Here is a 25959-nt window from a genome sequence, read left to right on the forward strand (position 1 = left end):
CATCTGGCCCGGCGCCCTCTTTGCTTTCCGAGATGAAGCGTCCGATCTCGCTCCTTTGGTTCTAGGGTTGATGAAGGATCAGATGAGCGCGGTGACCGAGGACTGGACGATCGGTCCACCGATCCCGGCCGAAACACCGACGGCAATGGGCACGCCGACATGGCCGAGCGACCAGCCGCTCGTTGCCATACGGACGATGCCGTAGCCGAGGGACACAAGGGCCGCGAGCTTGCCAGCCGAGCCGTTGATGTAACCGGTGATGGTCGTGACCGCCGTGTCAAAGGTGGTATCGGCACCGGCAAGGGCCGGTGCCGCCATCACCGCGGCGGCGGCGACCAGCAGCGCGCCGGCGACGACGGTCTGGGCCGCCCTCTCCGTACGCTGATGGGAAACGAAAGACTGCATGGATGGGTTTCCTTATGATGACGCCGGAACCGTTCCGGCCCGCTCATCAAGAAACAGAATTCCCAGACGATCAAACTGTTTTGTCTACGGAATATATGGCCTGAACGGCCACGATCTGGCCGTCTGGGCAAGGCGTTCACGTAAACCGGGCCGTGAAAATCGGACCACACGCTGAACGCGAAAATACGGGGCGTTTGCGGCGTTTCGTCTTGCCGCCACGGCAAGACCCTTTCGCTCAGCGAAAGGTGCTGGCCCTCACCGCCTCATCACAAATCATTACAGAGCCGTCGGCGTGCGGAACGGCGCAAGCTGCGCTAGGATATGGCCGGGTACGCGACATGAGAGAAAGAATCGCGGCCTATGGAAACGTCCAGACTGGAAAGGGCATCGCGCCCATGGAGACCCATCAGATCCGCCTGTCCGCCGACGGGGACTTTCAGTCCTGTCTCCAGGCGGTGCGGCGGCGGGCCTGCAGCCTCGGGGTCTCGACGGGAAAGATCACGGACATCGTGCGAGCAGCGCTTTTGAGCGCGTCGGGGCCCGAGCTGATCCGCTTTGGGAAGCGGCATGACTGCACCTCTCTAACCGCGCCAGCTCGCGCCCCGAAAGCGGCATCGGTCGAAGTCTCTGGACCGTCGGCCATGAAGCTCAAGCAGCTCCTGGGCGAACTCATCGGCGAAGCGCCCTTTGACGCATCCCTCCGGGTCGTTGTTCATGCGAGCGTCCGCCTGCTCGCCGAGCGCGACGATGACGCCTTCCGATCTGCCTTCACGCGCAAAACCTGATTCAGCGGACTTTGCTGATTCTACTTGTCAAGATTTTGTTTTCCCCAGATACTTTGCGGCGAAGCAGGGTTGAGGGATGGAAGGACCAGCCGATATTTGCCCAAGCGCGGCGCGCATTGCCCAGAGACTGGGAAACAGACTTCTCATGGCGCGCCTTCGCCGCGGGCTCTCGCAAACCCATCTGGCCGAGATGGTCGGGATCGGTTCTGGGTCCACCATTGCCAAGTTTGAAGCTGGCAAACGTCCCCCCTCTCTTCCTACACTGATCAAGCTCGCGGCCGCGCTCGAGATCGAGACCCCTGCGCTCCTTGACGGGCTCGACGACCGACAGCTTCCGGCCGAAGACCCCTCTCCTCTCGACGGCGCGATCGTGCTGGAACTCATCCGTAGGCGCGCGGTCACCCTCGAGAGCCCTCACATCCGAAAGGTCGTCTACAGCAATCTCGACAAGCTCGATGACCGGACACTGCGGCGTCTCCTTGAAGATCTAGCGGGCGGTGGGCCTGGATCGAACGATGGCAGCCACGCCGCCTAGGCCGACCCGTGGTCAGGGCATTGCGGACAGGGCGAAAGGTGCACACGCCTCTTCGCGACCTTGCGCTTGCCGACCTCGTCCCTCGAAAGGATCGCAACCTCGTAGTAGATCGGCGACCAATTATAGACCTTGCCGATCAGCCGGCAGGGCTCGCCGGGGATCGGCTCCCGCGCGATCGGTGCCTGAAGGCCCTGATATTCTTGCGGCGTCGCTGGCTTGGAGGAGCGACGCATCGAAGGGGTCGGGTCCGGCATGCCGGATCGGTCGTCGGGCACACCGGTCTCTCCCCGTGTTGAACAAAGGCCACTCGCGCTAAAATTGCGCTCATCCGTTGATAAAGCACGGACCAAACCGGACGGATTAGGGCGTCGGCATTTACCAAGCCGGTAGCCCGCGACGCGACGGACCCGTCTCCATAGGATCGCACGGCTTTCCTCGCTGCGTCCGCTCGACGTCGTCATGCCGCGCGAACCCGACAGTCTTGAGCGCCTCTACGAAGCCCGGCGCATTGCTGCCCATGTGGTCCGCTGTTGCGGCCCCAGCTATCGCGGCCTTTTCCAGCGCCTCGACCAGGAAATCGCCCAGCGCGAAGAGGAAGAGACCCGGCTCATGGCCTGCCTCAGCGCGACGCGACCTCATCATCGAGCCGCTCGAAGATCTCGGGCGAGAACGGGTGGGCGATCTTGAGAAGCTCATCCCGCCGATAGGCGAGTGAACCGCCATCACCGTAAACGGGCCGGGTCGTCTTATGCCCCATCAGGAGGCAACGCAGCCCATAGTCGATATTGGCCTCCTGCATCCGCTTCTCGAAGGCGTGCCGGAACGAATAGATGACATGATCCGGTGTCGGAAAAAGACCGCGGCGTCGAAATCCCTTCATCATATTGGCGGAGAAGAGCTCGCTCTTGTCCTGATAGCGGGGGAAGCCGCCCCGGGCACGCTTGGCCGCCTCCAACGCGACACCGACCAGCGGAATCTCGCGGGCCGAGGTCAGCGTCTTGATCTCGCGGCTGGTCCGGGCCCGGATGGCGATGTGAGGCACAGCCGCCTCGAGCACGATATCCTCCAACTGCAGATTGATGATCTCGCTCGGGCGACATCCGGTTTCGATCAGCATATAGGTGATGACCTGGAGGTCGAGATTGAGACCGAGCAGCGCACCTGGCTTCAGGATCCGGCTCCGGACCCAGTCATTCTCGAAGGGCGGCACTTCGGTCCGCGACTTCGCCTTGAAGTGGATGCCGCGAAAGGGGTTCGGACGCTCTTCCTCGCCGATATGCTTGAAATAGGACGTGTACAGCGTCCGGATATTGCCGATATGGCGGTTCGCCGTGTTCGGTGCCACGGGCTTGGCCTTGGGATCGGTGGGCTTCACCTGGGCCGACCACCAGCGCTGATAATCGAGGGCATGGTCTCTCGTGATCTCGGTGAGGACGAGATCGCCGACCTGGTCGATGAAGTAGCCGATTGAGGTGCGCTTGGTCTTCTCCCAGCTGTAGCGCTGGCGGGGTGACTTGTAGAGGGTGTCGTTGAAGGCGATCTCACGCAGATAGATCTCGAACGCATCGGAGACCCTGACCGGCGGCTGCGGGGCACCGCCCAGAAGCGCCTCGGCTTCCCGCGGCGCGATGTCATCGCTGTGGCTCCGCTCCCGGACGGCGAGCAGCCGCTCGACCAGGTCGTCGAGGTCGGGGGTCGCAGCGAGGCGGTCGACTGTCCGGTAGGTGAAGCCCGCCGCCAGCGCCCGGGTCTGGGCGGCCTTGTGCCGCTGACGCAGCGCCCCCAGGGCCTCGGCTCCACCCTCCCCGGCAGCGGCCAGGGCCAGCCCTTGCCAATAGGCATCGTCGGCCTCGGCCAGATGGTCACGGCGCAGGCGAGCCACTTCCAGAGAGTCCGTCCCCAGACTTTCTCTGATTGTGCCGCGGGTATCGAGATGGGCAAAACGGGTCGGGACGCGGCGGCAATACCACCATCTCCGGCCGCGTGATTTGAGGTAGCGATCGGCGTCGGACCGGCTCACCATGAGCAGCGGTGTAGCACGTTTTGTAGCCATTTTGTAGCACGATTTCCCCGGTTGGGGCGCGCCACTCACGCGGAGCAAACGAGAAAACCGTTTGCTTTCAATACTTTGGCCAATTTCTGATTAGCAGAAAATGGCGCGAGTGACGGGGCTCGAACCCGCGACCTCCGGCGTGACAGGCCGGCACTCTAACCAACTGAGCTACACCCGCGCATTGCACCTTCGTGCGAGAGCCGAGTGCTAATGATCGCGGCCTCTCAGGTCAAGCGGGATCTCGCGCGTTTCTCGCCCCAAATCAAAGGCCCCCCAGCCGCCCCTATCGGACCACCAATAAGGGTCTCCCGCCGTGGGGGGGCGCCTTTCCATCTGGCGGGCCTTCTTTACAGCGATCGTTATAGGCCCTAGGGGGCTGACACTATCGGCGCGTCCTTTGCGACGCTCTCCTGTTCAAAGACTTTTCGCTGGTTTGGGGACCAAAGGCCTTCCTCTTGCACAGACAGCGTCGTGACCATGCCTTAGATAAACCGTGACCGAAAACGACACCGATCAATCGCCCAAGACGACACCGACATTCTCCGAACTTGGTCTCGATACCAAGATCCTGGAGGCGTTGACGGAGTCCGGCTATACGCATCCGACCCCGATCCAGGCCGACGCGATCCCCGAGGCCCTCCGCGGTCGCGACGTGCTGGGTATCGCGCAAACAGGGACCGGAAAAACGGCCTCCTTTGTCCTGCCCGTCATTCATCGACTGGCCAGGGGGCGGGCCCGGGCGCGTATGCCACGGTCGCTTATTCTCGCGCCAACCCGAGAACTCGCCGCCCAGGTCTCTGAACAGTTCGAGAAATACGGGAAGAACCATAAGCTGAGCATGGCGCTGCTGATTGGCGGGGTCTCGTTCGCCGATCAGGACGCCAAGCTGACCCGTGGCGTCGATGTGCTTATCGCGACCCCCGGCCGACTGCTCGACCATCATGAGCGGGGCAAATTGCTGCTCACCGGACTAGAGGTGATGGTGGTCGACGAGGCTGACCGCATGCTCGATATGGGGTTCATCCCGGACCTTGAGCGGATCTTCAAACTGACCCCCTTTACGCGGCAGACCCTGTTCTTCTCCGCCACAATGCCGCCGGAGATCCAGAGACTGACCGACCAATTCCTGTCGGCCCCGGCGAGGATCGAAGTGGCAAAGCCCGCCACCACCGCCAAGACGATTACCCAACGGATCGCCCGCCTGCCGAGCGGGGAGGACAAGCTGAAGCGCGCCGCCCTTCGGCATCTGGTGGAAACAGCCGAAAATCTCAAAAACGGTATTATCTTCTGCAATCGGAAGAAAAATGTCGATGTCATCGCCAAGTCTTTGCAAGAGCATGGCTTCGATGCGCGACCGATCCATGGCGATTTACCGCAAAGTTTCCGCACGGAAACCTTACAGATGTTCCGCGATGGGGGGCTGAAGCTGCTTGTCGCATCGGATGTGGCGGCCCGGGGGCTCGACATCCCCGATGTCAGTCACGTCTTCAATTTCTCGGTGCCGATCAATGCTGACGATTATGTCCATCGCATCGGACGGACAGGACGCGCCGGCCGCCTGGGTCACGCGGTCATGCTGGTCACCCCAGACGATGGAAAAGCGTTCGATGCCGTCCTGAAGGTCACCGGTCTCGACAAGATCGAAGAGCACGATATCAGCGCGCTGCTCGACGATTGGAACGGCGCCGCGCGCCCCCCCGAAAAGGGCCGGAACAACCGGCGCGGCGGCCCCAACAAGAAAGAGGCGAGCAGCAGTCGCCCGACGAGCAATAAGGGGCGTGACCGACGGGATGACCGTCACGACGATGGACCCGCCGACCCGGTCGTTGGCTTTGGCGATCACACACCGGATTTTCTTCTGAAAGAAATGTCCTAACGGCGCCCCTGGCCGCCCCCCAATGCCTCGTTGAGAGCGTTGGCCGAGGCCGATTGCGGCCATGCCGAGAACTGATTGTTGAACCAGGTGGTTTGGCGCTTCACCAGGCGGTGGGTGGCCGTCACCGCCGCCGACACGCCCTCCTCGAGGGACCATTCCCCCGCCAAGACCTTGGACAGCTCCCGCACCCCGACCGCCTTCATGATCGGCAAGGACAGCGACAGATCCCTGGCCAACAGCGCCGCCACTTCTCCCATAGCGCCCCTCTCCACCATGGCGGCGAAACGGTGCGCAGAGCGGGTCCGCAAGGTTTCGCGATCTGGCATCAATACGCCCCGCGCCCACTCAATCGTGAGAACCGGCGTCGGGGGCACCCGCTGCCATTCACTCAGCGGCGTCCCCGTGGCGGTCGCCACGGTCCAGGCGCGCAAATGGCGCTGTCGGTCCGCCGGCGCCAAAGCCTCCATCGCAGGATCGAGGTTAAGCACCTCACGGCGGAAGTCCTCCGGCCCCAATTGCGCCCAGCGCGCCGCCGCCGCTCTCCCATAGCTATCGTCGATGGGGGGGATGGGGGACAGGCCGTCGGTCAGCGCCTTCAGCCACAGGCCAGTGCCACCGACCACGATTGGGCGCCGGCCCCGCGCCAGAATATCGTCGCAGAGGGCCGCCGCCTTGCGGGCGAAGAGACCAGCCGACCACCGCTCCTCCCCCGGGACACAATTATAGAGGTGGTGGGGAATTTGGGCCCGGTCGACAGCGCTCGGCGAGGCCGTCAGGATCGGCAGCTCGCGATAGATTTGCATCGCATCGGCATTGACGATCTCGCCGTCGAGCGCGGCAGCGATCTCCAAGGCCGCGGCGGATTTGCCGCTGGCCGTGGGTCCGGCGATGATCACCCCTTCCATCTGTGTCTTCCGCCCAATAGCTCTAGGAATTCGCGTCACGCCGCTTAGGTGATGAACTGAAGACACCACCCACGAGGAGAGTACACCATGACCGCATCCGCCCGAGAGGAAATCGACTCGGCCATCAAGTCGAACGACATCATGCTGTTTATGAAGGGAACGCCGCAATTCCCCCAATGTGGATTTTCAAGTGCAGTGGTGCAGATCCTCGACTATCTCGGCGCCGACTATGGATCGATGAACGTTCTTGAGGATCAAGAGATCCGGCAGGGGATTAAAGACTATTCCGATTGGCCGACGATCCCCCAACTCTACGTCAAAGGGGAGTTTGTGGGCGGCTGTGACATCATCCGCGAGATGTTCGAGCAAGGCGAACTTCGGCCTTTCCTCGCAGAAAAAGGGCTTATCACCGCCGAAGCGTAAGGCCCGCCCACGAAAAAGGCGCCGCTGATCGCGGCGCCCATTTCTCGATTTGCGATGGCCTGCACCATTTGGCGGTCGCGCCGACGCGCGGCCCCCGCGTTCTTAGGAAGCGTAGTACTCAACGACGAGGTTCGGCTCCATCGTCGCGGCGTAGGGCACATCGGAGAATTCAGGGACCCGAACCAAGGTTGCAGTCATTTTCTTTGGGTCGACATCCACATAATCGGGGATATCACGCTCAGGCAGTTGGAGGGCCTCAAGGACGAGGGCCATATTCTTGGATCGTTCGCGAACTTCCACGACATCGCCGGGCTTCAGGCGGTAGGAAGGGATATTCGTCCGCACTCCATTCACCTTGACGTGACCGTGGTTCACGAATTGCCGCGCGGCAAACACAGTGGGCACGAATTTCGCCCGATAGACCACGGCGTCGAGCCGGGATTCCAAAATGCCGATCATCAGCTCGGCGGTGTTCCCCTTCCGCTTCGCCGCCTCGTCATAGATCCGCTGGAACTGCTTTTCGGAGATGTTGCCGTAATAGCCCTTGAGCTTCTGCTTGGCCATCAATTGCTGGCCAAAGTCGGACATCTTGCCGGCGCGGCGTTGGCCGTGCATCCCGGGCTTATATTCACGACGATTGAAGGGAGATTTCGGGCGACCCCAAATATTTTCGCCGACCCGACGGTCGATTTTATACTTTGCGTTCTGACGCTTTGACATTCTCGTACTCTGTTTTCCGCGCGGTCCGGTCCGGTGGACACCCCACCGGACGATTGCAACGGCGGTGATCGCGCGCCCCGTCATGAAGCGGCGGCCTCTAATCCAAGCGCCTCTCTCTGTCAATCAAGGCCGCCGTCGGGCGCCCCCAAAAAGGTCGGCAGCGTTAGAACCGATACGGCGTCCGGAGACGTTGGATATAGAGTGGGGTGCGGCTCGGCTGCATCTGGATTTCCCAAACGGGATTGGCGCCGCGTTGCGCCTCGAACCGCTCTTCGGTGATCTGATAGCCCTCGATCTCGATACGGGCCGCGAGGGACAGCGTGTCACGACCGGGAACGCCCGGCAAACTGGTCGAGAAGTACATCGCATTATCGCGGTAATCGACTTCGGCGCCGGAATTGCGGAACAAATTATAGGTCGTCCGGGTGCCTTCGACGTTAAGGCGCCCACGGAGCCCCCCTTGGATCGCCATTTTCGAGATGTCTTTGGAAATCCCGTTCGGCAGCACAACTTTGATCCGCAACTCATAAGCGCGAGCGCGATTGGTCTCGGCGTCCGTTGTCGTGGATTGCGTCTGTGAAAAGGTCAGGGGCACCAAGCGCGCCCCGCCATAGGGGCGGAATGAGATCTCATCGGTGGCGATGTTTCCGCCATCCCCAGCAGGGGGCAGATCATCGATGAAGTTCGAGGTCGGCAGGGCCCCGGTCAGCCCCGGCAGGGGAGCCCCCATATCGGACGGGGCAATCGTCATGATCGCCGCTAACGCGCCAAACCCTTGGGCAAAGGCGCCCCGGAAGGTGATGGGCTGAAAATAGAAGATCGACAGGGCCCCAATCAGCATGAGGAGCAAAACGACGACATAAAGAGGAATAGGGCCGAGACCGACGGCATTACTGATCCTGGTCACCCATTCGCCGAATAAAAACAAAGCCGACGCCTCGTTCGACTGCGTCATATCGATGAAAGTTGCGACAGCGATGCCCAGAGCCGCGGCGATACCGAAGCCGAATTTGTCAAAAACCCCGTACCCACCGTCAAGACGGTGCGTTTTGCGATCACCATATGCCATGGCCGATATTTCCCCAAAGACCTCGATCGAACAATATCACGACGGTTAACGCCCGACAATCAAGCCGGCGCGCCCTGTGGTCGGGCGCCGTCGAAATCGATATCGAAGAGATGCTCGAGACTGGTTTTCCGCAGTCCCGCTTTCGAAACATCATAGGCCGTGACATTGACCGCCTTGATGATGGTGCGCGTGATCTCGACCCCGCCATGCGTGTCTGTCACCACGTCGAAATCGAGGACATTGATACACGCCAGATCCTGCTCGAACGCGCCGACCCCCTTGAGCCCGGCCCCGCTGACCCGGGACAGCAGCAAGCGATTGATCCCGTCATGGGCGACCAACAGCGCCTGGCGCCAGCGATAATCGGTAATGAGCGAAGAGAGGCCACGGCCACTGCGCTCGAACGCGTCGGCGAAGGACTCTCCCCCCGGCAAAAAGGTTGCGTCTTGGTCAGCCGCCGCTTCGAGGCTGAAAGCCAGCCAGGCAGCCAGTTCCTCACGGGATTTTGCCACGACCTTGCCGCCGGCAAGCTCCTCGAAGGTCGGCATATTGATCGGCGTGGGCCCGGCCCGGTCATTCTGCTCAAGGACGAGCCGCGCGGTTTCCTGGGTCCGCGGCAAGCCTGAGGTAAAGACCGCATCAAAGGAGATGTCGGATAAAAGAACTCCAGCCGCCCGCGCCTGCGCGCAGCCATGCTCGGTCAGCGGCACTTGGCGAAAATCGGTCAGGCCCGGCGCGAAATAATCCACATGGCCATGGCGCATGAGATAAAGTCGGCGTCGACCGATCATGGGCAATTGAGGATCGTCTTGGGTCATAATGGGCGGCGGTCCGGCACTTCAATTGCTCTTTCGATTGAGGCGCGATAGCCTACTTATCGCTAGGATGCGACGGCTAGAGCCGCCAAAGTGGCGCATGCCCCGTGGGAGCGGTGGTCTGACCTCGTGGGCCCTATGCAGGCGAAGGCCTGCGCAAGGGGAGCCCTCGGCGGACCGAGTATGGGGCAATGAGGGGGAGCGCAAAGGTGCGACGCAGCGGACGGGAGATACTCGCCCTCTTTCTGTTGATTGCGTCAGGGGTTTACGGCCTTGGCTTTTGGAGCCTCGTCACCTTCGACCCCGACAGCGCATGGACCCGATATGAGCTGCTCGATGAGAGCGGCCGCACGGCGAGAGCGGCATGGCACGGCAGTAAAGCGATCGCGCTGCGCCTCGAAGACGGGCTGGACGGGCCTGAGACGCAGAATATGCAGCTCATCGTGGCAGGGGCGCACGACCGCGCCGGCGATCCCGATGAGGCGATCCGGCTTTATCGAGCGGTGCTCGAGGGCCCCATGGGGGAAGAAATGCGCCCCGCCGACGAGATGGCCATCGTCTACCGGATAGCCGATCTTCATCTCACCCAAGGCCGGGTCGTCGAGGCGGCCTCCCTCGCCGTTCGGATTGTCGAGGCCGCAGGGGCCGGTCACGTTGCCCATAGCCGCGTGCCAGACGCAGAGACCGCTCTCTACACAGACTATCTTGACAGGTTATCGACTGACCTCCGGGGGCTCCTGCCCCCGAATGATCGTCGCCCCCCCATAGCGGGTGAGACCCCCGATTTGCTGGTGGCCGCGGAAAACATGACTACCCTCGGCGCCTATTATGCCGCAAGGGGCACGCCCCCGGAAACCGCGGCGGGGCTTTTGTCCACCGCCTATGACCTCAGGGCCTCTCTGTTGGGCATCGATCATCAAGATACGATCCATTCTGCCCTGCTTCTCGGTCCCGTGTACGAACGGATGGGACAGGTCGACAAAGCCGTGCCGCTCTATCTCGACGCTTTCCATGCCCAAGAGAGGACCTATGGGGCCAATCACCCCGTCCTGAGCCTATATATCCGTCTTTTGGTATCCGCTTACGAAGAGCAGGGCCGAATGACAGAGGCAGAGGCGCTGAACCTCCATATGCGGAATATCTTCAGTGATGCCTTTGGCGCGAGGCGCTACGCTGCCAACCAGGACCGGGACCGCACAGCGGACATCAACCGGCCCGTGTCCGAGGCGTTTCCCCTCCCCGCCTCTTACAAGCCCGACGATTTGGTGGCCGCGGGCGCCGAGGCAATCCCCCTATCGAAACTGCCCCATCTCGACGAAATGAAAATCCGCATGGCCAGCATCGACGAGACGACATCGATGCCGGCTTCGCTCTCGGCTCTCCTTTCCCAATGCGAACAGCCGGGGGAAGCGCTTTCCTTACGGTCCGGCTATCGCAGCTACGATACCCAGGCGCAGCTCTATCGCCGCGCCGGACCCAAGGGCCGGGTAACGCCGCCAGGCACCTCCGAGCATCAATTGGGCTTGGCGGCCGATATCGATGTCAACGGACGGTTCATGCGCGCCAGCGATCGGGCCTATCGGTGTTTTGAGGAAAATGCGTTCCGCTATGGGTTCATCCTCACCTACCCCCAGGGCAACGATTATTTGGGCGCGGATGACGGGTTCGAGCCGTGGCATTGGCGGTTCGTCGGCCCCCGCACGGCCCTGCTCTATCGAGAAATCGGTCCCTTGGGGAAACCGCAGGAGTTTCTTGCCGCCCTCCCCTGCTATGAAGAGCGAGCGATGTCGGGTCTGTTCTTGAGCGTCGAGGGGCGTGATGTATGTCTCGATACCCTTGCATCGGAGACGACAGCGCAAGATGATAAGGCAAAAGGGCGGGGAGAAACCGGTTAATTTATGGGACATCAGGAATATCTCCGCCGCACAGCCTTTGTGCGATGCCTCTTCATTGAGCCGCCAAAGGATGTGGTCCGCGCCGCGGCAGACCACCCAATAGAGTTCGTCGGAAGCGAACGTCAGCCCGATATCGTTCTGGCCGATCTCCGCGAGATCCCCGACGAGCAGCTCGCGGGGCGGATCGCGACGGCCCAACAGGCCGCAACCGGCACGCCCCTCCTGTTCTTGATCGGCGGGGACCAACGCCGCGCCGCGCCGATCCTCTCGGCCGTCTCAATCGACACCGTCGTGATGAGCGCACCGGGAGAGGCTTTCCTGATGACGGCGATCAAACGGCGGGTTTTGCAGGCTGATCGCGCCGAAGAAGTCGCCCTTCGCCTTGAGGCAATGGCGGCCCTGGGACGCGGCGCCCTACCCGTCCCCTGCCTGCGGCCTCAACCTCGCGCGCTCTTCGTCGGGTTGCCAGGGGCGTTGAGCCTCAAAACGCTGACCGGATTGACCCGTCTGACACCGACAGGGGCCGCCCTCAGCCGGCATCAGGCCCTCACGCTGTTGGAGATGAAGGCTGCGGACCGCGTCTTTATTCAGCCCCACAAACAACGGCGCCAGATGACCGGTCTTGTCCGGCTGATCCGTCGGCATTCCGAGCTCAGCTCTCTCCCGGTCATCGTCCTTGAGAAACACGCCAAGGGGCGACATCGCGCCTTTTGGGCCACGGCAGGGGCCAATGCGGTGGTTGAAATCGACGACCTGCCCCTGGCGGTGGGCATGGCCGAACAGCTCAGCCGGGAAAGCCAGCTTGCCAAATCGGTCGAGGACAACCTCGCCGATCTCAGCTTTACCGATGACGGCACTCAAAGTCGTCTCTGCGGCGGGCGCTTTTTTGAAGCCGTTCTCGCGCAACGCTGCCGCTCGGCGCACGCGCCCTTTTCCCTTGGCGCCGTGCGGCTGATCCCCCAGTCCTTGGGGACACCGCATCCAGCCATCTTCTCCGAGCCTGCCGTCTATGCGGCCATGGGCGCGACCAACACCGATCTCATTATGCGCGCAGCGCCCGATCTTCTGCTGATCAGCCTCCCGGGCAGCGACCGGATCGCCGCGCGACGGACCCTCCGCCTTTTGGCGACCCTCATCAGTGATCTGAAATTTGGAGCGACCGAGGAGGCTCGAACCTTCGCCACCCGCACCGCGGTGGTCTCTGCCCGTCAAGGGGCGGACCCCAAAACGCTTATCCGTCAATTGGTGGCCGCAGTGGGCGAAGAGCGCGCGGAAACAAGAGAGCTCGCCTGACCCTCAGGCGTCTTCTTCGGCAATTTTCGCAAGGATCGTCAGGATTTTTCGGCATCCTTTCAACCGAAAGGTCTCGTTCGGCCATTCCTGTTTGAACACAAGTTTCTGGTCGGCCCTGACCTTGAGGTCGAGGGGACTTGAACTGAGATAATTGACGAGGCCGATCGGATTGGGAAAGGCTTCTTTGCGGAAGCCGATGACTGCCCCCTTCGGCCCGGCATCAATCTTCTCCACATTCGCCCGCCGACAGAGCATCTTGATGCCGACGATCTGGAGCAAATGGTCCACCTCGCTCGGCAACGGCCCGAACCGGTCGATCAGTTCTGCGGCGAAAGCTTCGATCTCTTCGGACGCCGTTAAATCCGAGAGCCGACGATAAAGAGACATTCGGACGTCCAGATCGGCGACATAATGATCGGGGATCAGGACCGCGGTCCCAATATTGATCGTCGGTGACCAGGTCTCATCCGTCTCGTCATTCCCGTCGCGCAGATTGGCGACCGCCTCTTCCAGCATATGCTGATAGAGTTCGACGCCCACATCTTTGACATTGCCCGATTGCTCTTCCCCCAAAAGGTTGCCCGCCCCACGAATATCGAGGTCGTGACTGGCGAGAGTAAATCCCGCCCCCAGCGTATCGAGGCTCTGAAGCACTTTCAGTCGCTTTTCGGCGCCCTCGGTCATCTTCTTTCGCGGTGACGTCGTCAAATAGGCATAGGCCCGCTGTTTCGAGCGGCCGACCCGCCCCCGGATTTGATAGAGCTGAGCGAGGCCGAACATATCCGCACGATGGACGACGAGGGTATTCGCCGTAGGCACATCGATACCGCTTTCGATAATCGTCGTTGCCAGCAGCACATCGAATTTGCCGTCATAGAAGCCGTTCATCACGTCTTCGAGTTCCGTCGCGGACATCTGCCCGTGGCCGATTTCAAACTTGATCTCCGGCACTTGATGGCGAAGGAAGTCTGCTACCGTGTCGATATCGGAAAGTCTGGGCACCACATAAAAACTTTGCCCCCCGCGATAATGCTCACGCAACAAGGTCTCCCGCGCCACGACCGGGTCAAAGGGGCCGATCGTCGTTCTGACGGCCAAGCGGTCCACCGGCGGGGTGGCAATCAGGGACAGATCCCGAATCCCCGCCATGGAGAGTTGCAAGGTCCGGGGGATCGGCGTCGCCGTCAGGGTCAAGACATGGGTGTCGCCGCGAAATTCCTTCAGACGCTCTTTGTGCTTCACCCCAAAATGCTGTTCTTCATCGATAATCAGGAGGCCGAGATCGCGAAACGCCACGTGCTTGCTCAACAAGGCATGGGTCCCAATCACGATATCGACATCGCCATTCTTGATGCCCTCGCGCGTGGCGCTCGCCTCCTTGGCGCTTACGAAGCGCGACAACTGCCGAATCTTGACCGGAAACCCCTGAAAACGTTCGACGAAACCGCGAAAATGTTGACGCACCAACAATGTCGTCGGGGCGATGACCGCCACTTGCCGACCGCTCATGGCGGCGACAAACGCCGCCCTTAAGGCGACTTCGGTCTTCCCGAACCCGACATCACCGCACACCAATCGGTCCATGGGTCGTCCGCGGCTGAGATCGCTGATGACATCGTCGATGGCGTTCAATTGATCGTCGGTTTCGGTATAGGGAAAGCGAGCGGCAAATTCGTCGTAAGCCCCCGAGGGCGGCGCGAGCTCCTCGGCCCGGCGGGCGGCCCGTTTCGCAGCGATGGCAATCAATTCCTCCGCCATCAGCCGGATACGCTCGCGCATTTTCGCCTTGCGCGACTGCCAGGCCCCCCCGCCCAGGCGGTCGAGGGGATGACTTGGGTCATCAGAGCCGAAACGGCTCAACAACTCGATGTTCTCCACCGGGAGGAAGAGCTTGTCTCCCTTCTGATAGGTGAGGATCAGACAATCATGGGGCGCGCCGCCAACCTCAAGGGTTTCAAGCCCGTCATAGCGACCGATCCCGTGATCCACATGGACGATCAAATCACCGACGGACAGCGATGACGCTTCGGTGAGGAAATTATCCGCCCGCTTTGTCTTGCTTCGTCGAACGAGGCGATCGCCGAGAATGTCTTGTTCGGCGATAAAGCACAAATCATCCGTCTCAAAACCGTTTTCGAGGGGGAGAGCGACAACCGGCAAAGGCTGGTCCTTGGCCTCCGGCCAGGACAGGGCGGACGTCATGCCGTCGACGTCGTGATCGGCCAGAACGCTTTTCAGTCGGTCCGCAGACCCAGCGGTCCATCCCGCGATAATGACCTTCCGGCTTTTTCGCATGGCGGCGATATGCGCCGCGACGGCTTCGAAGACATTTTGTCCCGCAGCCCTCTCGGCGGTAAAGGGCCGTCCCTTCTTGGCCCCAAAATCGAAGGCTCTCTTCCCCTCGGGCGCCGAAAAGGGCGTTAACGGACGAAGGCGGGTTGCCGTCAATGCCGCATCCCATTCCGCCGGGGTGATATAGAGCCTATCCGGCGGCATCGGCCGATAGGGCACGATATCGAGGCCGCCCTTTTGGTCCTCCCGCGCGGTCATGTCCTCGCGGCGGGTCTCATAATAATCGGCGATTTGATCGAACCGCTCGCGCGCCGCCTCGTCCCCCAGATGGTCAACGAAGACGAGGGCGTCGCCGAGGTGATCGAAAACCGTTTCGAGACCGTCATAGAACAGCGGTAACCAATGCTCCATCCCCGCCTGACGGCGACCGGCCGACACCGCTTCATAAACGGGATCGTCCCCTGGGGCACCGAATTGCGCGAGATAGCCGGAACGAAATCGCGAAATCGTCTCATCATTCAGCAACGCTTCGGAGGCCGCCGAAAGGTGCACATCCTGTCGCTGATGCGTCGTCATCTGCGTATTGGGATCGAAGGCGCGGATCGTCTCCAGCGTATCGCCGAAAAAGTCGAGACGAAGGGGCTCGTCCGTTCCCGGCGGGAACAAATCGATCAATCCCCCCCTTACGGCATAATCACCAGGCTCCCTGACCGTCGAGGCGCGGGCATAGCCGTTCATCGTCAGGAAACTGATCAATTCGTCCATTGAGACGGATGCGCCGGGACGGGCCGAGAAGCTGGCCGTCGAGATCAATGCCTGGCTGGGCACCCGCTGGGTCATCGCGTTCACAGTCGTCACGATGACCAGCGGCGTCTTGCCATTATGGGCATTGAGGGTCGAAAGCGCCGCCATTCGGGCCGCCACAATCTCCGGCGACGGCGACAGCCGATCATAGGGCAGACAATCCCATGCGGGAAAGCGCACAATCGGCACCTGCGGCGCGAAAAAAGCCAGGCTCCCCGCCAAAGCCGCCGCACGACTGGCGTCCCGCGCAATATGCACGATAAGCCCCCCCGCCTGAGACACCGCCTGCGCGATGATCAAGGCGTCGGCGCCCTCCGGGGCGCCATGGACGGTAAGGGGCCCCGGTTCCTGCCACGCCCGCTCGGCGGAGATAGAAGACGTCGCCGAAACAAGCGCCATGGTCATTCCTTCCCGACAGAAAAGCGCCCAAGGGAGGATTTCGCTCCCTCAGGCGCTCACCTGATTTAAACGGCGTGACTGATAGCTAGCCCCCGCCGCGGCGACAAGGGAGGAGCGACGCTTAGTCGTCGATAGAGCTTTTCAGCATCCACCGCATTTTTTCGTGCGCGGCGATCAAGGTACTGAGCAAATCCTCGGTCCCCGTGTCACCCACATCGGAGGCTTCGTCGAGGGCGCCTTCCGCATCCTCAAGCCATGTTGTGTGATCTGAGACGAGGTTTTGCAGCATCGTGTCGGCGCTCGGCACCGCGTTATCGTTCTCCTTGATCGACGAGGCTTCGGCCATTTCCCGCGTGGAGAGCGGCGCTGTCACGCCAAGCGTGCGAATCCGCTCGGCGATATCATCGAGGCTCTCCCACATTGCGCGATAATGTTCCTCGAACAAATTATGCAGAGCGTGGAAGCGCGCGCCGGTCACATTCCAGTGATAGCTGTGGGTCTTGCCGTAGAGCACATAGGTGTTGCCAAGCACCTGAAGCAGTTTTTGGGCGATGGTTTCGGTCGTAGCCATGGTCAACCTCCTTATCGGTCGAAATCACTCCTCCAATGTATGGGGATTGCCGAACACCGCCGCAATTCAGTCCGTCAGCATGGCGTTTCGATTATTTCGGTGGAACAGCATGGTCCATGACCTCAGGCGCAAAAGCGTTTGAGACGTCCCATTGCCTCCTCAAGGACGCTATCGGCCGCGGCAAATGACAGGCGGACAAATCCCGGCGCCCCAAAGGCGCTCCCCGGCACGAGGGCCAGCGCCTCCTCATCTAATAGGGCCGTGCAAAAGGCCGTGTCATCCGCCAGCCCCTTCCGCTTCACAACGCCGTTGATATCCGGAAAGACATAGAACGCCCCGCTGGGGGAAAGGCAGCTGATCCCCTCAATCCGGTTGAGCGTGCGAACGACGAGGTCGCGACGGGTCCGCAACGCCGTCCGCCAATCGGTCAAGAAGGAAGGCTCCATCCCAAGCGCAGCGACAGCCGCGGCTTGACTGATCGAACAGGGGTTCGAGGTTGTCTGTCCCGCCACCCGGCGGATCGCCGCCATAAGGGGGGCAGGACCGGCGCCGAAGCCGAGACGCCAGCCCGTCATCGCATGGCTCTTGGAAACCCCGTTCACCGTCAGCGTCCGCTCGCGCATCCCCTTCATCTTCGCAAAGAGCGGACCGGGCGGCGATGCGTCAAACCGGATGAGTTCATAGATATCGTCACTCAGAACCAGGGCCCGGGGGTGCGCCTCGATGACCTCGGCAAGGGCTGCCGCATGCTCAAGAGGAAGGGTCGCGCCGCTGGGATTGTTGGGGAAATTGAGAAGAATCCAGCGCGTCTTCGGCGTCATGGTCGCCTTAAGGGTCTGGGGATCGGGCAAAAACCCCTGCCCCGCTTGGGTGGCAAGGATTACCGGCACGGCCCCGCACATCCGGACGATCCCGGGATAGCTGACCCAGTAGGGCGACGGAATGATCACCTCATCGCCAGGCTCTAACGTCGCCCGGAGAGCGGCATAGATCAGGAATTTGCCGCCGGTCGTGGCGACGATTTCCTCGGGCGAAAGGAGAAAATCGTGATCTCGCCGATATTTTTCCGTGATCGCCGCTTTGAGCGCAGGTGTCCCGTCCACGGCCGTATAGCGGGTCTCCCCCGCCGCAATCGCCGCGATCGCGGCCTCTTTGACCGGCGCAGGCGTCTCAAAATCGAGCTCCCCCATCGACAAGGTGAGGACATCTCGCCCCGCCGCTTGGAGATCTCGTGCTTTTTGCGTAACCGCCATTGTCGCCGATGGGCCGACACGCGCTATGTCGCCGGAGAGAGATATTTCCATGGTGGGTCGTCAATGCGGCGACTGCATCGCCCTGACAAGCGCCGAATGGCCGGGAACCCCCCTGTCCTCGTCGCTTGTTGGGTAAACTGTTGAGAAATGGCGGGGAACATTCATGCGGTTTCACCTGATTCAAGCCCAGGCGGATCCTTCAGTAACGGTTGACGGCGTGGTGTCGTCCGTCACCCAATCGGCGCAGGAGACCTGGTCGTGGCTTCTTGGGTCCGGCACGCAATGGGCCATCTGGGCGGCCGTCGCGGTGGGAATCTTCCTCGTCTTGCGCCTATTGCGGTCGATTCTCTCTGGCATTTTCCAGTCGTCAAAATTGCCGCAGAAATCGGTCCGCAACATTATCTCACGCCTATTCGCCGCAACGAATTCGTTGTTCTTGCTGGTTTTTTCATTCGTCGTCACCCGCCCATTCTTTATCGATGATTTGTCAGACCGCTGGTCTGCCGTCATCGGCTATGTCTTCATCATCGCAGCGGCGCTCCAGGTGGCCTTCTGGGCACGGGTGATCGTCAAGGCGCTGCTGAACAGTCTCGTTGCCAATACCGCCGAGGAAGAATCGACCCTCGAAAACGCCCGGTCGCTGATCACCCTCTTCGCGAATTTTGCGATCTTTGCCATTGCGGTCATCTTCATCCTCCAGAATTTGGGGCAGGATGTTGGCGCCTTGATCGCCGGCCTCGGGGTTGGGGGGCTTGCCATTGGTCTTGCGGCCCAGAGCGTCTTTCGGGACCTCTTTGCGAGTCTGTCGATCATCCTCGACAAGCCCTTCGTGAAAGGGGATTTCATCGCTTGGTCGGGCTTTCTGGGGACGGTTCAAAAGATCGGTCTTCGCACGACCCGGCTGACCTCCCTGTCGGGAGAGCAGCTTGTCGTCTCGAACGACGACCTGCTTTCCAATGTGATCAAGAATTTCCGTCGCATGAATGAGCGGCGGGTCGTGCAAACGCTTGGCGTGACCTACCAAACCCCTCGGCGGGTGCTCGAGATTTTGCCGGAGCGACTGCGTGAGCTGTTGGAAGGACGGGAAGGCGTGCGCTTCGATCGCAGCCATATGTCCGGATATGGCGACAGCGCGATCACATTCGAAACGGTCTATTACGTGCTCTCCCGTGATTACGCCCAGCACATGGATCTTCAGCAGGATATCCTCCTCGACATCCACAAGCTTTTCGAGGACCTCGGCGCAGAATTCGCCTATCCGACGCAAACCCTCTTTATCGAAGGGGAATGGGCGACCGGGCAGAGCACCTGACCCCGCGATAAGGCGCCGCAATTTTGTGGGGCCATCCCTTTTCAGAAGGCGCCCCGTTTAAGGGGAGACAGCGGCCCGAGAGCTCTTTGGGAAGAGGAAGGGAACCGTAAGCGCCGGGCCGCTGCCATGGAGGATGCGTCCTCCGGGTACCGGTGGGGCTGAGGAGGGCAAGGCACGAGGGGAGCTGCCTTTGATCCCTACCACCGATATATGTAGAATAATGACCACAATCTTTACGAGTGGTTAATCGCGCAAAAGGTGCTCCCGAAAAGCGCTTGTCCTCGCAGCGTTTTTTTGCTTCACCCCGCCTTCGCATGAGCGGCGGTCGCTTCCCACCGGGATGGTCCCAACGGGTATGTCGAGCCGAAGGCGTCGCGCGGCCCTCCAGCCCCGATGTCTCCGCCGCCAGAAAAGGAGTGACCATGCCTCTATACGAGCATGTCTTTGTTGCGCGTCAGGATATCAGTCCGGCCCAGGTTGAGGCGCTGACCGACGAATTGCAGACTATCATTCGCGAAAACGGCGGCGAGATCCGCAAATCCGAATATTGGGGTCTGCGGAACCTTCAGTACAAGATCAACAAGAACCGCAAAGGCCATTACAGCCTGATGAATATCGACTCTCCCTCCGAGGCGATCGTCGAACTTGAGCGGCAAATGCGGATCAAGGAAGATATTTTACGCTTCATGACCCTGAAGGTCGAAGAACATGACGATGAGCCCTCGCCGGTCATGTCGCGACGCGACCGCGATTAAGGGAAAGGACCTCCAAAATGGCTAAAACATTTTTCCGTCGTCGGAAAACCTGCCCCTTCTCCGGTGAGAAAGCGCCGAAGATCGACTATAAAGATCCCAAGCTGCTCGGCCGCTATATCTCGGAAAAGGGCAAGATCGTGCCCTCCCGGATTTCCGCCGTCAGTGCCAAGAAACAGCGCGAGCTGGCCCGTGCCATCAAACGGGCGCGGTTTCTCGCCCTTCTCCCTTACACGACGGAGTAATCCATGCAGGTCATTCTCCTAGAGCGGGTTGAAAAGCTCGGCTCCATCGGCGACGAAGTGAGCGTCAAAGATGGGTTCGCCCGAAATTTTCTCCTTCCCCGCAAAAAAGCGCTTCGCGCCACGGACGCCAATCGCAAGGTCTTTGAGGCACAGCGCGAAGCCATTGAGCAAGAAAACGCCGAGGCGCGCGAGAAGGCCGAACGCCTGTCGTCGTCCATCGCGGACAAAACCTTTGTCGTCATCCGGTCCGCGTCGGACATGGGTCAGCTTTACGGATCCGTCAGCGCACGGGATATTGCCGAGATTGCGACCACGAAAAAGCTGAAGCTTCAGCGTAATCAGGTCCTTTTGAACGCGCCGGTCAAGGAATTGGGAATTTTCCCCGTTCGCGTGATGCTTCACCCTGAAGTCATTGTGAACATCAAGATCAATGTGGCGCGCAGTCAAGAAGAGGCTGAAGCGCAGGAGCGGGGCGAAAACATTCTCGCCAAGAAAGAAGAAGGCGTCGAACAGGTCGTTGGGACTGGTGAATTCGACGAATTCGGCGAGGCGCCGGCCGAGACCCCGGCGGCCACCCAAGGGGCGGATGCGCACAGCGATGAGGCCGAAGACCGCGCCTGACGGGCATTGTTCATCTTTGGTCTGAACTCGTTCGCTTAACTGACCGAACTCACATCAAATACCGAAGGCGGGCTACGGCCCGCCTTTTCTATGCGGGTCTGCGGCGCACTCCCGTGGTCCGGGGGGCGGTCTATTTCCGCTTTCAGAACGATGACCACCTTCCCTCGATTCTCCTCTTCCTCGGGGGGTCGGTGGAAAAGGGGGACTTTCCCACCTGCCCCTCCCCTCCTACGCTTGTCCTATGGCAGATGGCAGCTCTCACACAGGTTTTGGTTCCGACGCGAAGGTCCCCTTTTCGATTGAGGCGGAACAAGCCGTTCTAGGCGCGATTTTATTCGACAACGAAGTATTTTATCGCGTCTCGTCTTTTCTCAAGTCCGATCACTTCTATGACCCGGTTCACGGACGAATTTACGAGACGATCGAAAAATTGATCGTCGGCGGGCGTCTTGCCAGTCCGGTGATCCTGGCGACCTTCCTCGAACAGGAACCGGCCTTCAAAGATGTTGGCGGCGAGGCGTATTTGAGCGACCTGGCGCGCGCGGTTCCCTCGACCGTTGGTGCCCAGGACTATGCCCGGGTGGTCTTCGACTTTGCCACCTCTCGCGGATTGATCCGTCTTGGAACGGATATGATCGAAAAGGCGCAGGCGGTCGATCTCGACGATGATCCGCAGGAGCAATTGGCCGCGGCAGAGGCGAAACTCTACGCGCTGGCGGAAACCGGCCGCTTCGGTAGCGGATTTGAGAGCTTCGAGAACGCCCTCAAGACCGCAATAGAGCTGACAAACGCCGCCTATCAGCGAGGCGGCGGCCTTGCGGGCGTGTCCACCGGCCTCCGTGATCTCGATGAAAAGCTCGGGGGCCTCCACCCCTCCGACCTGATTATTCTCGCTGGACGTCCCTCCATGGGGAAGACCGCGCTGGCGACCAATATCGCGGTCAACGCGGCTAAGGCCTATTTGCCCGAACGCCAGGCCGATGGCAGCATCAAAGCCAAATCCGGCGGGGTTGTGGGGTTGTTCAGTCTAGAGATGTCGGCCGAGCAGCTTGCCGGTCGTATTCTGTCTGAGTTCTCGAATATTCCGTCGGAGAAAATCCGCCGCGGCGATATCGATCAATCCGACTTCGAACAAATCTACGAAGCGGCGCGCCAGTTGAACGATATCCCGCTGCATATCGACGATACCGGCGGCTTGTCGATCGGCCAGGTCGCCGCGCGGGCCCGACGCCTGAAACGTCAGCATGGGCTCGATCTTCTCGTGCTCGACTATCTCCAGCTCCTCTCTGGCTCCAAAAAGGCCGGCGATAACCGTGTGCAGGAGCTGACCGAGATCACCACGGGGCTGAAAGCCCTGGCGAAGGAACTGAATGTGCCGATCCTCGCCCTGTCGCAATTGTCGCGGCAGGTCGAAGCGCGGGAAGATAAGCGGCCCCAGCTGTCCGATCTTCGGGAATCGGGGTCGATCGAGCAGGACGCCGACGTGGTCATGTTCGTGTTCCGCGAGGAATATTATCTCGGTCGCGCCGAACCCAAGGAAGGCACAGCCGAACATGTCGAATGGCAGGAGAAGATGTCCGATGTGATGGGGCAGGCGGAGGTGATCCTTGGCAAGCAGCGCCACGGCCCCATCGGCACCGTCAAGCTCGCCTTCGATCCGCGCCGCACACGCTTTGGGAATTTGGCCAGTCCCGACCGCTTTCCCGATCCTGGTCTTTGAGCCGGCCGACGAGCAAGGCATAAAAGGGGTATGTCCTCCCCCCCGGCTTCCCCGACCCTCACCGTCGATCTCGGCGCTCTCGGTCGTAATTACGACGAATTGAAACGCCGCACCGGCGGCACCAGTGCCGTGGCCCCCGTGGTCAAAGCCAATGCCTACGGGCTTGGCATGCACGCCATCGCCCGGACGCTCTATCGGGAAAAAGGGGCCCGCCTCTTCTTCACGGCGACCTGTCGCGAAGCCCTGGCGCTGCTCGTCGACGGCCAGCGGTTTTTCGATGACGCACCGCCGCGGGTTTACGTTCTCAATGGCTTTGATGGTGACAGAGCCCTGCAGGAAAAAGTCGGTTATCTCCCGATCCTAAGCGACTGGCAGGATGTCGGCGACTGGGTGGCCGGCGGCGGGGGACCTTGCGGAATCTCCGTCGATATCGGCATGAACCGACTGGGCATGAGCTTTCAGGACGCCGGCGGCCTGCCCCAGGACACCCGTCTCAACCCAGACGATGTGCAGCTGATCATGATGCACTTGTCCCATAGCGGCGACCCCACCGCCCCGGAAAACGAGCTCCAGGCCGAGAAGTTCTTTACCTCAGGGATGATGCTCGCCCGGCTCTATCCGAAGGCGCAATTCTCCCTCTCCAATTCCGGCGGGATCCTGCTGGGCCTTGCCCCCGAACAACAGATCGTTCGCGCCGGCTATGCCCTCTATGGCGGGGCGCCCAACGGCCTGCCGGGTCAGGGCCTCGATCAGGTCACCACCTTTGAGGCATCGGTGCTGCAAGTCCGCGATATCGGGAGCGGCGAGTCCGTCGGGTATAATGGGACCTGGCGGGCCGAGCGCCCCACCCGCCTTGCGGTGCTGGGGGCGGGCTATGCCGACGGCATCCAGCGGGCCTTGTCCAATCGCGGGGCCGTGTGGCTCGGCGGGGGCCTGTGCCCCATCCGAGGGGCCGTGTCGATGGATCTTGTCACCGTCGATATCACTGATGCCCCCTCTCCCGTCACACGGGGAGACAAAGCGGAAATTTGGGGGGCACAGATCGATCTCGATCTCGTGGCGCGCCAGGCAGGGACCATCGGCTATGACCTGTTGACGGGGGTGGGGTCGCGGGTCGAGCGCATCTATCGGCTCGCCCCCCAGGCGCCTCGCCCCCCCGCCGGATCAGGGGGTCAATGACGCAAAGCGGAGCGTATCCTCGAAGTCGCGCCTTAGGCTCGCCTCCCTGATCGCCGCCTCGGCATCGATGCCCCAGCGTTCGGCCTGGAAGGTTTCATCGAGGCGCGACGCCGCGAAAATCTCGTGCGCCGGGGCGTCCTCGTCGAGGGCGGCAAGGGCGAGCACCGCCGACCCCGTCATTTCGGTCAGCAGTTTCGCCGCATATAGGCGCTCAAGGGAATAAGGGTCGAGATACGCCTCGATCGCCGCCAGGCTCTTGGGGTCCTGCTCCACGGCGATGATCCCTTCAGTCACCGTCAGGGGGGCGCCGACCCTTTCGGCGAAGCGGGCCAGAAAGGGATCCCATATCTCTGCCTGCCGGGCCGCCAATCCCGTCTCCGGGGCGCGGTAGCAAAGAAGGTCCGAGCCGGCATAGGCGAGGATCGTTTGCCTCCAGGGGCCCCGCGCGTCCTCCCCGCCGTCGCGGGCAAAGCCGGTCAAGCGGGTGAGCGGCATCGTGGTGAGGTCGATGATATCTTGCTGTTGGGACCATTCCGCAGCCAGCGCCTCGGCGAGGATTTGGCTTTCTGCGCCCAAAAGGTGCCGTCCCGGTGTCTTGGCCGGCCGCCCGTCGAGCTTGATGACATAGACCCCGTCCTCGGCCGCGACGGTCACGGTCTCATAAAAGCGCTTCGGTCCCGCTTCACTCATCGGGCCACTCCAAATCGTCCGGTCGCGAAAATCCGAAAATCGACCATGATGTCGCCATTCCTCCGGTGAGGTCCGCCGTGACCACCAAGGGCGGTCGCCCCCGCCGAGGCACATGCATTTGCCGACAGAAGAGATGCATCTGGTTCGGCAAGCCCTCAAGCACCGCTCCGGCTCCCCCATATTTCCGGTCACCGACAATCGGGGTGCCAATCGCCGACAAATGGACGCGGATCTGATGGGTCCGGCCGGTGTGGGGTCGAAGGGCGAGAAAGGCCGCCTTCTGTCCGGCGGTTTCCACCGTTTGATAATCCGTGAGCGCAGATTGACCCTGTTCGGTTCCGCGCATTTTTTCCCGCCCCGGCTCGCCGGCTTTTTCGATCCGCATATCGATACGACCGAACAGGGGATGGGGAACGCCTTTGGTGATCGCCCAATAGGTCTTGCCGATGCGATGTTGTTGGAAGGCAAGGCTTAGCGTCGCCGCGACGGCCCGGCTCTTCGCCAAGAGGAGCACCCCGCCCGTATCCCGGTCGAGGCGGTGCACCAGGCGGGGGCGCGCCTCCCCCTCCCCGAAGACATCGAGCATGCCGTCAATATGGATCAGGGTTTTCGCCCCCCCCTGAACGGCAAGGCCAGCAGGCTTGTTCAGGGCGAGGATGTCGTCATCCTCATAGATCACAAGGCCGCGCATCATCTCGGCCTCGGCGGGGCCCACAACAGGGCGGGACGGCGGCGGGGCGGCGGCTTCGGGATCGATCGGCGGCACCCGCACGACTTCTCCGCTCTCAACCCGGTGATCGGCTTTTACACGCCCCCCATTGAGCCGGACCTGCCCTTTACGCAGCCATTTTTGGACTTGTCCCTGGGTGACGCCAGGGAACCGCCGTTTCATCCAGCGATCGAGGCGCTGACCCGCCTCCGCCGACGTCACCGTCACTTCCTGAACACCGCTCACGGACGCCCCCATCGCAGGAGCTGATGGCCGAGGAGAAAGCCGGCGATCGCCAGTCCCACCGACAGGCCGACATAAAGGCCGGCAAGGGTACTGCCGCGCTCCTTGTAAAGGGTCACCGCATCGAGGGCGAAGGTCGAGAAGGTCGTGAAAGCCCCCAAGCATCCCACCAATAAAAACGCGGCAAGAGGCGACTGGCGGTCTTCGAGGACGGTAACGGCCATCCCAAGGCCAAAGGAACCAAGCACATTGATGGCTAGAACCGACCAAACGGGCTCCCCGCCGTGCCACGCCGTAAGGCTGCGTATGACGCCAAAGCGGGCCACCGCGCCAATGGCGCCGCCGATCGCAACGGCCAGATAGGTTTGAAAAGCCATGGAGACGCATAGCTCCCC

General features: G+C 61.4%; 26 protein-coding genes and 1 tRNA gene. 12 read left to right on the top strand and 15 right to left on the bottom strand.

Annotation, left to right across the window (positions count from 1 at the left end):
- Window positions 1-78: 78 nt before the first annotated feature.
- Entirely contained in the window at window positions 79-405 is a 327-nt protein-coding gene (locus tag PB2503_RS00225) for a hypothetical protein (protein WP_013299200.1), read from the bottom strand.
- A gap of 338 nt (window positions 406-743) precedes the next feature.
- On the opposite strand from PB2503_RS00225, the gene PB2503_RS00230 reads away from it, so the two are divergent.
- Together PB2503_RS00230 and PB2503_RS13585 are read left to right on the top strand one after the other, a co-directional pair.
- Window positions 744-1190 carry a hypothetical protein gene (locus PB2503_RS00230; protein ID WP_148235134.1) on the top strand — a complete coding sequence of 149 codons (447 nt, stop codon included), beginning with the start codon at window positions 744-746 and terminating at the stop codon, window positions 1188-1190.
- A gap of 76 nt (window positions 1191-1266) precedes the next feature.
- Window positions 1267-1725, top strand: a complete 459-nt coding sequence (locus tag PB2503_RS13585; protein WP_083810912.1) for a helix-turn-helix domain-containing protein — start codon at window positions 1267-1269, stop codon at window positions 1723-1725.
- Here the strand turns inward: PB2503_RS13585 and PB2503_RS00240 are convergent.
- The 4 genes from PB2503_RS00240 to PB2503_RS00255 all read right to left on the bottom strand — a co-directional run bounded on the left by PB2503_RS00240 (window position 1722) and on the right by PB2503_RS00255 (window position 3956).
- Window positions 1722-2000 carry a hypothetical protein gene (locus PB2503_RS00240; RefSeq protein WP_013299204.1) on the bottom strand — a complete coding sequence of 93 codons (279 nt, stop codon included), beginning with the start codon at window positions 1998-2000 and terminating at the stop codon, window positions 1722-1724. The two genes, PB2503_RS13585 and PB2503_RS00240, sit on opposite strands and share 4 nt — an antisense overlap.
- 100 nt (window positions 2001-2100) lie before the next feature.
- The gene (locus PB2503_RS00245) at window positions 2101-2367 is read right to left on the bottom strand and encodes a hypothetical protein (protein WP_148235135.1); all 267 of its coding nucleotides are present in this window, start codon (window positions 2365-2367) and stop codon (window positions 2101-2103) included.
- Window positions 2345-3778: a DUF6538 domain-containing protein gene (locus tag PB2503_RS00250; RefSeq protein WP_238525789.1), complete on the bottom strand. Its 1434-nt coding sequence runs from the start codon at window positions 3776-3778 to the stop codon at window positions 2345-2347. Before PB2503_RS00250 ends, PB2503_RS00245 begins: the two co-directional genes overlap by 23 nt.
- Before the next feature lie 101 nt (window positions 3779-3879).
- A tRNA-Asp gene (locus tag PB2503_RS00255) sits at window positions 3880-3956 on the bottom strand.
- 315 nt (window positions 3957-4271) lie between these two features.
- On the opposite strand from PB2503_RS00255, the gene PB2503_RS00260 reads away from it, so the two are divergent.
- On the top strand, window positions 4272-5654 hold the full coding sequence (locus PB2503_RS00260) for a DEAD/DEAH box helicase (protein ID WP_013299206.1): 1383 nt from the start codon (window positions 4272-4274) through the stop codon (window positions 5652-5654).
- Here the strand turns inward: PB2503_RS00260 and miaA are convergent.
- Window positions 5651-6559 carry a tRNA (adenosine(37)-N6)-dimethylallyltransferase MiaA gene (miaA, locus tag PB2503_RS00265; protein ID WP_013299207.1) on the bottom strand — a complete coding sequence of 303 codons (909 nt, stop codon included), beginning with the start codon at window positions 6557-6559 and terminating at the stop codon, window positions 5651-5653. The genes PB2503_RS00260 and miaA overlap by 4 nt on opposite strands.
- Before the next feature lie 87 nt (window positions 6560-6646).
- On the opposite strand from miaA, the gene grxD reads away from it, so the two are divergent.
- The gene (grxD, locus tag PB2503_RS00270) at window positions 6647-6982 is read left to right on the top strand and encodes a Grx4 family monothiol glutaredoxin (RefSeq protein WP_013299208.1); all 336 of its coding nucleotides are present in this window, start codon (window positions 6647-6649) and stop codon (window positions 6980-6982) included.
- A 102-nt stretch (window positions 6983-7084) separates the two neighbouring features.
- On the opposite strand, the gene rpsD is transcribed toward grxD, so the two are convergent.
- The 3 genes from rpsD to PB2503_RS00285 all read right to left on the bottom strand — a co-directional run bounded on the left by rpsD (window position 7085) and on the right by PB2503_RS00285 (window position 9589).
- A complete protein-coding gene (rpsD, locus tag PB2503_RS00275; protein ID WP_013299209.1) occupies window positions 7085-7702 on the bottom strand; it encodes a 30S ribosomal protein S4 in 618 nt (205 codons plus the stop codon).
- A 163-nt stretch (window positions 7703-7865) separates the two neighbouring features.
- Window positions 7866-8771, bottom strand: a complete 906-nt coding sequence (locus PB2503_RS00280) for a hypothetical protein (RefSeq protein ID WP_013299210.1) — start codon at window positions 8769-8771, stop codon at window positions 7866-7868.
- A gap of 59 nt (window positions 8772-8830) precedes the next feature.
- Complete coding sequence (locus tag PB2503_RS00285; protein ID WP_013299211.1) at window positions 8831-9589, bottom strand: histidine phosphatase family protein; 759 nt, start codon at window positions 9587-9589, stop codon at window positions 8831-8833.
- A 206-nt stretch (window positions 9590-9795) separates the two neighbouring features.
- On the opposite strand from PB2503_RS00285, the gene PB2503_RS13590 reads away from it, so the two are divergent.
- Window positions 9796-11481: a D-alanyl-D-alanine carboxypeptidase family protein gene (locus PB2503_RS13590; RefSeq protein WP_158305808.1), complete on the top strand. Its 1686-nt coding sequence runs from the start codon at window positions 9796-9798 to the stop codon at window positions 11479-11481.
- 3 nt (window positions 11482-11484) lie between these two features.
- A complete protein-coding gene (locus tag PB2503_RS00295; RefSeq protein WP_013299213.1) occupies window positions 11485-12774 on the top strand; it encodes a hypothetical protein in 1290 nt (429 codons plus the stop codon).
- Window positions 12775-12777: 3 nt separating this feature from the next.
- On the opposite strand, the gene mfd is transcribed toward PB2503_RS00295, so the two are convergent.
- The 3 genes from mfd to PB2503_RS00310 form a co-directional block, all read right to left on the bottom strand.
- On the bottom strand, window positions 12778-16269 hold the full coding sequence (mfd, locus tag PB2503_RS00300) for a transcription-repair coupling factor (protein ID WP_013299214.1): 3492 nt from the start codon (window positions 16267-16269) through the stop codon (window positions 12778-12780).
- 121 nt (window positions 16270-16390) lie between these two features.
- Window positions 16391-16840 (bottom strand): Dps family protein, encoded by a 450-nt coding sequence (locus PB2503_RS00305; protein WP_013299215.1) that lies wholly within the window; start codon window positions 16838-16840, stop codon window positions 16391-16393.
- 122 nt (window positions 16841-16962) lie between these two features.
- Window positions 16963-18144, bottom strand: coding sequence for a pyridoxal phosphate-dependent aminotransferase (locus tag PB2503_RS00310; RefSeq protein ID WP_041534835.1), 1182 nt, complete (start codon window positions 18142-18144; stop codon window positions 16963-16965).
- A 112-nt stretch (window positions 18145-18256) separates the two neighbouring features.
- On the opposite strand from PB2503_RS00310, the gene PB2503_RS13595 reads away from it, so the two are divergent.
- From PB2503_RS13595 to PB2503_RS00340, 6 genes are all read left to right on the top strand, one after another.
- Window positions 18257-19405, top strand: coding sequence for a mechanosensitive ion channel family protein (locus PB2503_RS13595; RefSeq protein ID WP_013299217.1), 1149 nt, complete (start codon window positions 18257-18259; stop codon window positions 19403-19405).
- Between the two features lie 422 nt (window positions 19406-19827).
- A complete protein-coding gene (rpsF, locus tag PB2503_RS00320; protein WP_013299218.1) occupies window positions 19828-20160 on the top strand; it encodes a 30S ribosomal protein S6 in 333 nt (110 codons plus the stop codon).
- Window positions 20161-20177: 17 nt separating this feature from the next.
- Window positions 20178-20402, top strand: coding sequence for a 30S ribosomal protein S18 (gene rpsR / locus PB2503_RS00325; protein WP_013299219.1), 225 nt, complete (start codon window positions 20178-20180; stop codon window positions 20400-20402).
- A gap of 3 nt (window positions 20403-20405) precedes the next feature.
- Window positions 20406-21023 (top strand): 50S ribosomal protein L9, encoded by a 618-nt coding sequence (rplI, locus tag PB2503_RS00330; RefSeq protein ID WP_013299220.1) that lies wholly within the window; start codon window positions 20406-20408, stop codon window positions 21021-21023.
- Window positions 21024-21264: 241 nt separating this feature from the next.
- A complete protein-coding gene (locus tag PB2503_RS00335; RefSeq protein WP_013299221.1) occupies window positions 21265-22743 on the top strand; it encodes a replicative DNA helicase in 1479 nt (492 codons plus the stop codon).
- A gap of 30 nt (window positions 22744-22773) precedes the next feature.
- The gene (locus tag PB2503_RS00340; protein ID WP_013299222.1) at window positions 22774-23922 is read left to right on the top strand and encodes an alanine racemase; all 1149 of its coding nucleotides are present in this window, start codon (window positions 22774-22776) and stop codon (window positions 23920-23922) included.
- On the opposite strand, the gene PB2503_RS00345 is transcribed toward PB2503_RS00340, so the two are convergent.
- Genes PB2503_RS00345 through PB2503_RS00355 form a run of 3 tightly spaced genes read right to left on the bottom strand, consistent with a single transcriptional unit; the run spans window position 23908 to window position 25941 of the window.
- A complete protein-coding gene (locus tag PB2503_RS00345) occupies window positions 23908-24612 on the bottom strand; it encodes an ATP12 family chaperone protein (RefSeq protein ID WP_013299223.1) in 705 nt (234 codons plus the stop codon). The genes PB2503_RS00340 and PB2503_RS00345 overlap by 15 nt on opposite strands.
- On the bottom strand, window positions 24605-25567 hold the full coding sequence (locus PB2503_RS00350) for an RluA family pseudouridine synthase (protein ID WP_041534836.1): 963 nt from the start codon (window positions 25565-25567) through the stop codon (window positions 24605-24607). Before PB2503_RS00350 ends, PB2503_RS00345 begins: the two co-directional genes overlap by 8 nt.
- Window positions 25564-25941 carry a fluoride efflux transporter FluC gene (locus tag PB2503_RS00355; RefSeq protein ID WP_041535046.1) on the bottom strand — a complete coding sequence of 126 codons (378 nt, stop codon included), beginning with the start codon at window positions 25939-25941 and terminating at the stop codon, window positions 25564-25566. Before PB2503_RS00355 ends, PB2503_RS00350 begins: the two co-directional genes overlap by 4 nt.
- Window positions 25942-25959: the final 18 nt, after the last annotated feature.

The sequence above is a fragment of the Parvularcula bermudensis HTCC2503 genome (genome assembly GCF_000152825.2).
Lineage (GTDB): Bacteria > Pseudomonadota > Alphaproteobacteria > Caulobacterales > Parvularculaceae > Parvularcula > Parvularcula bermudensis.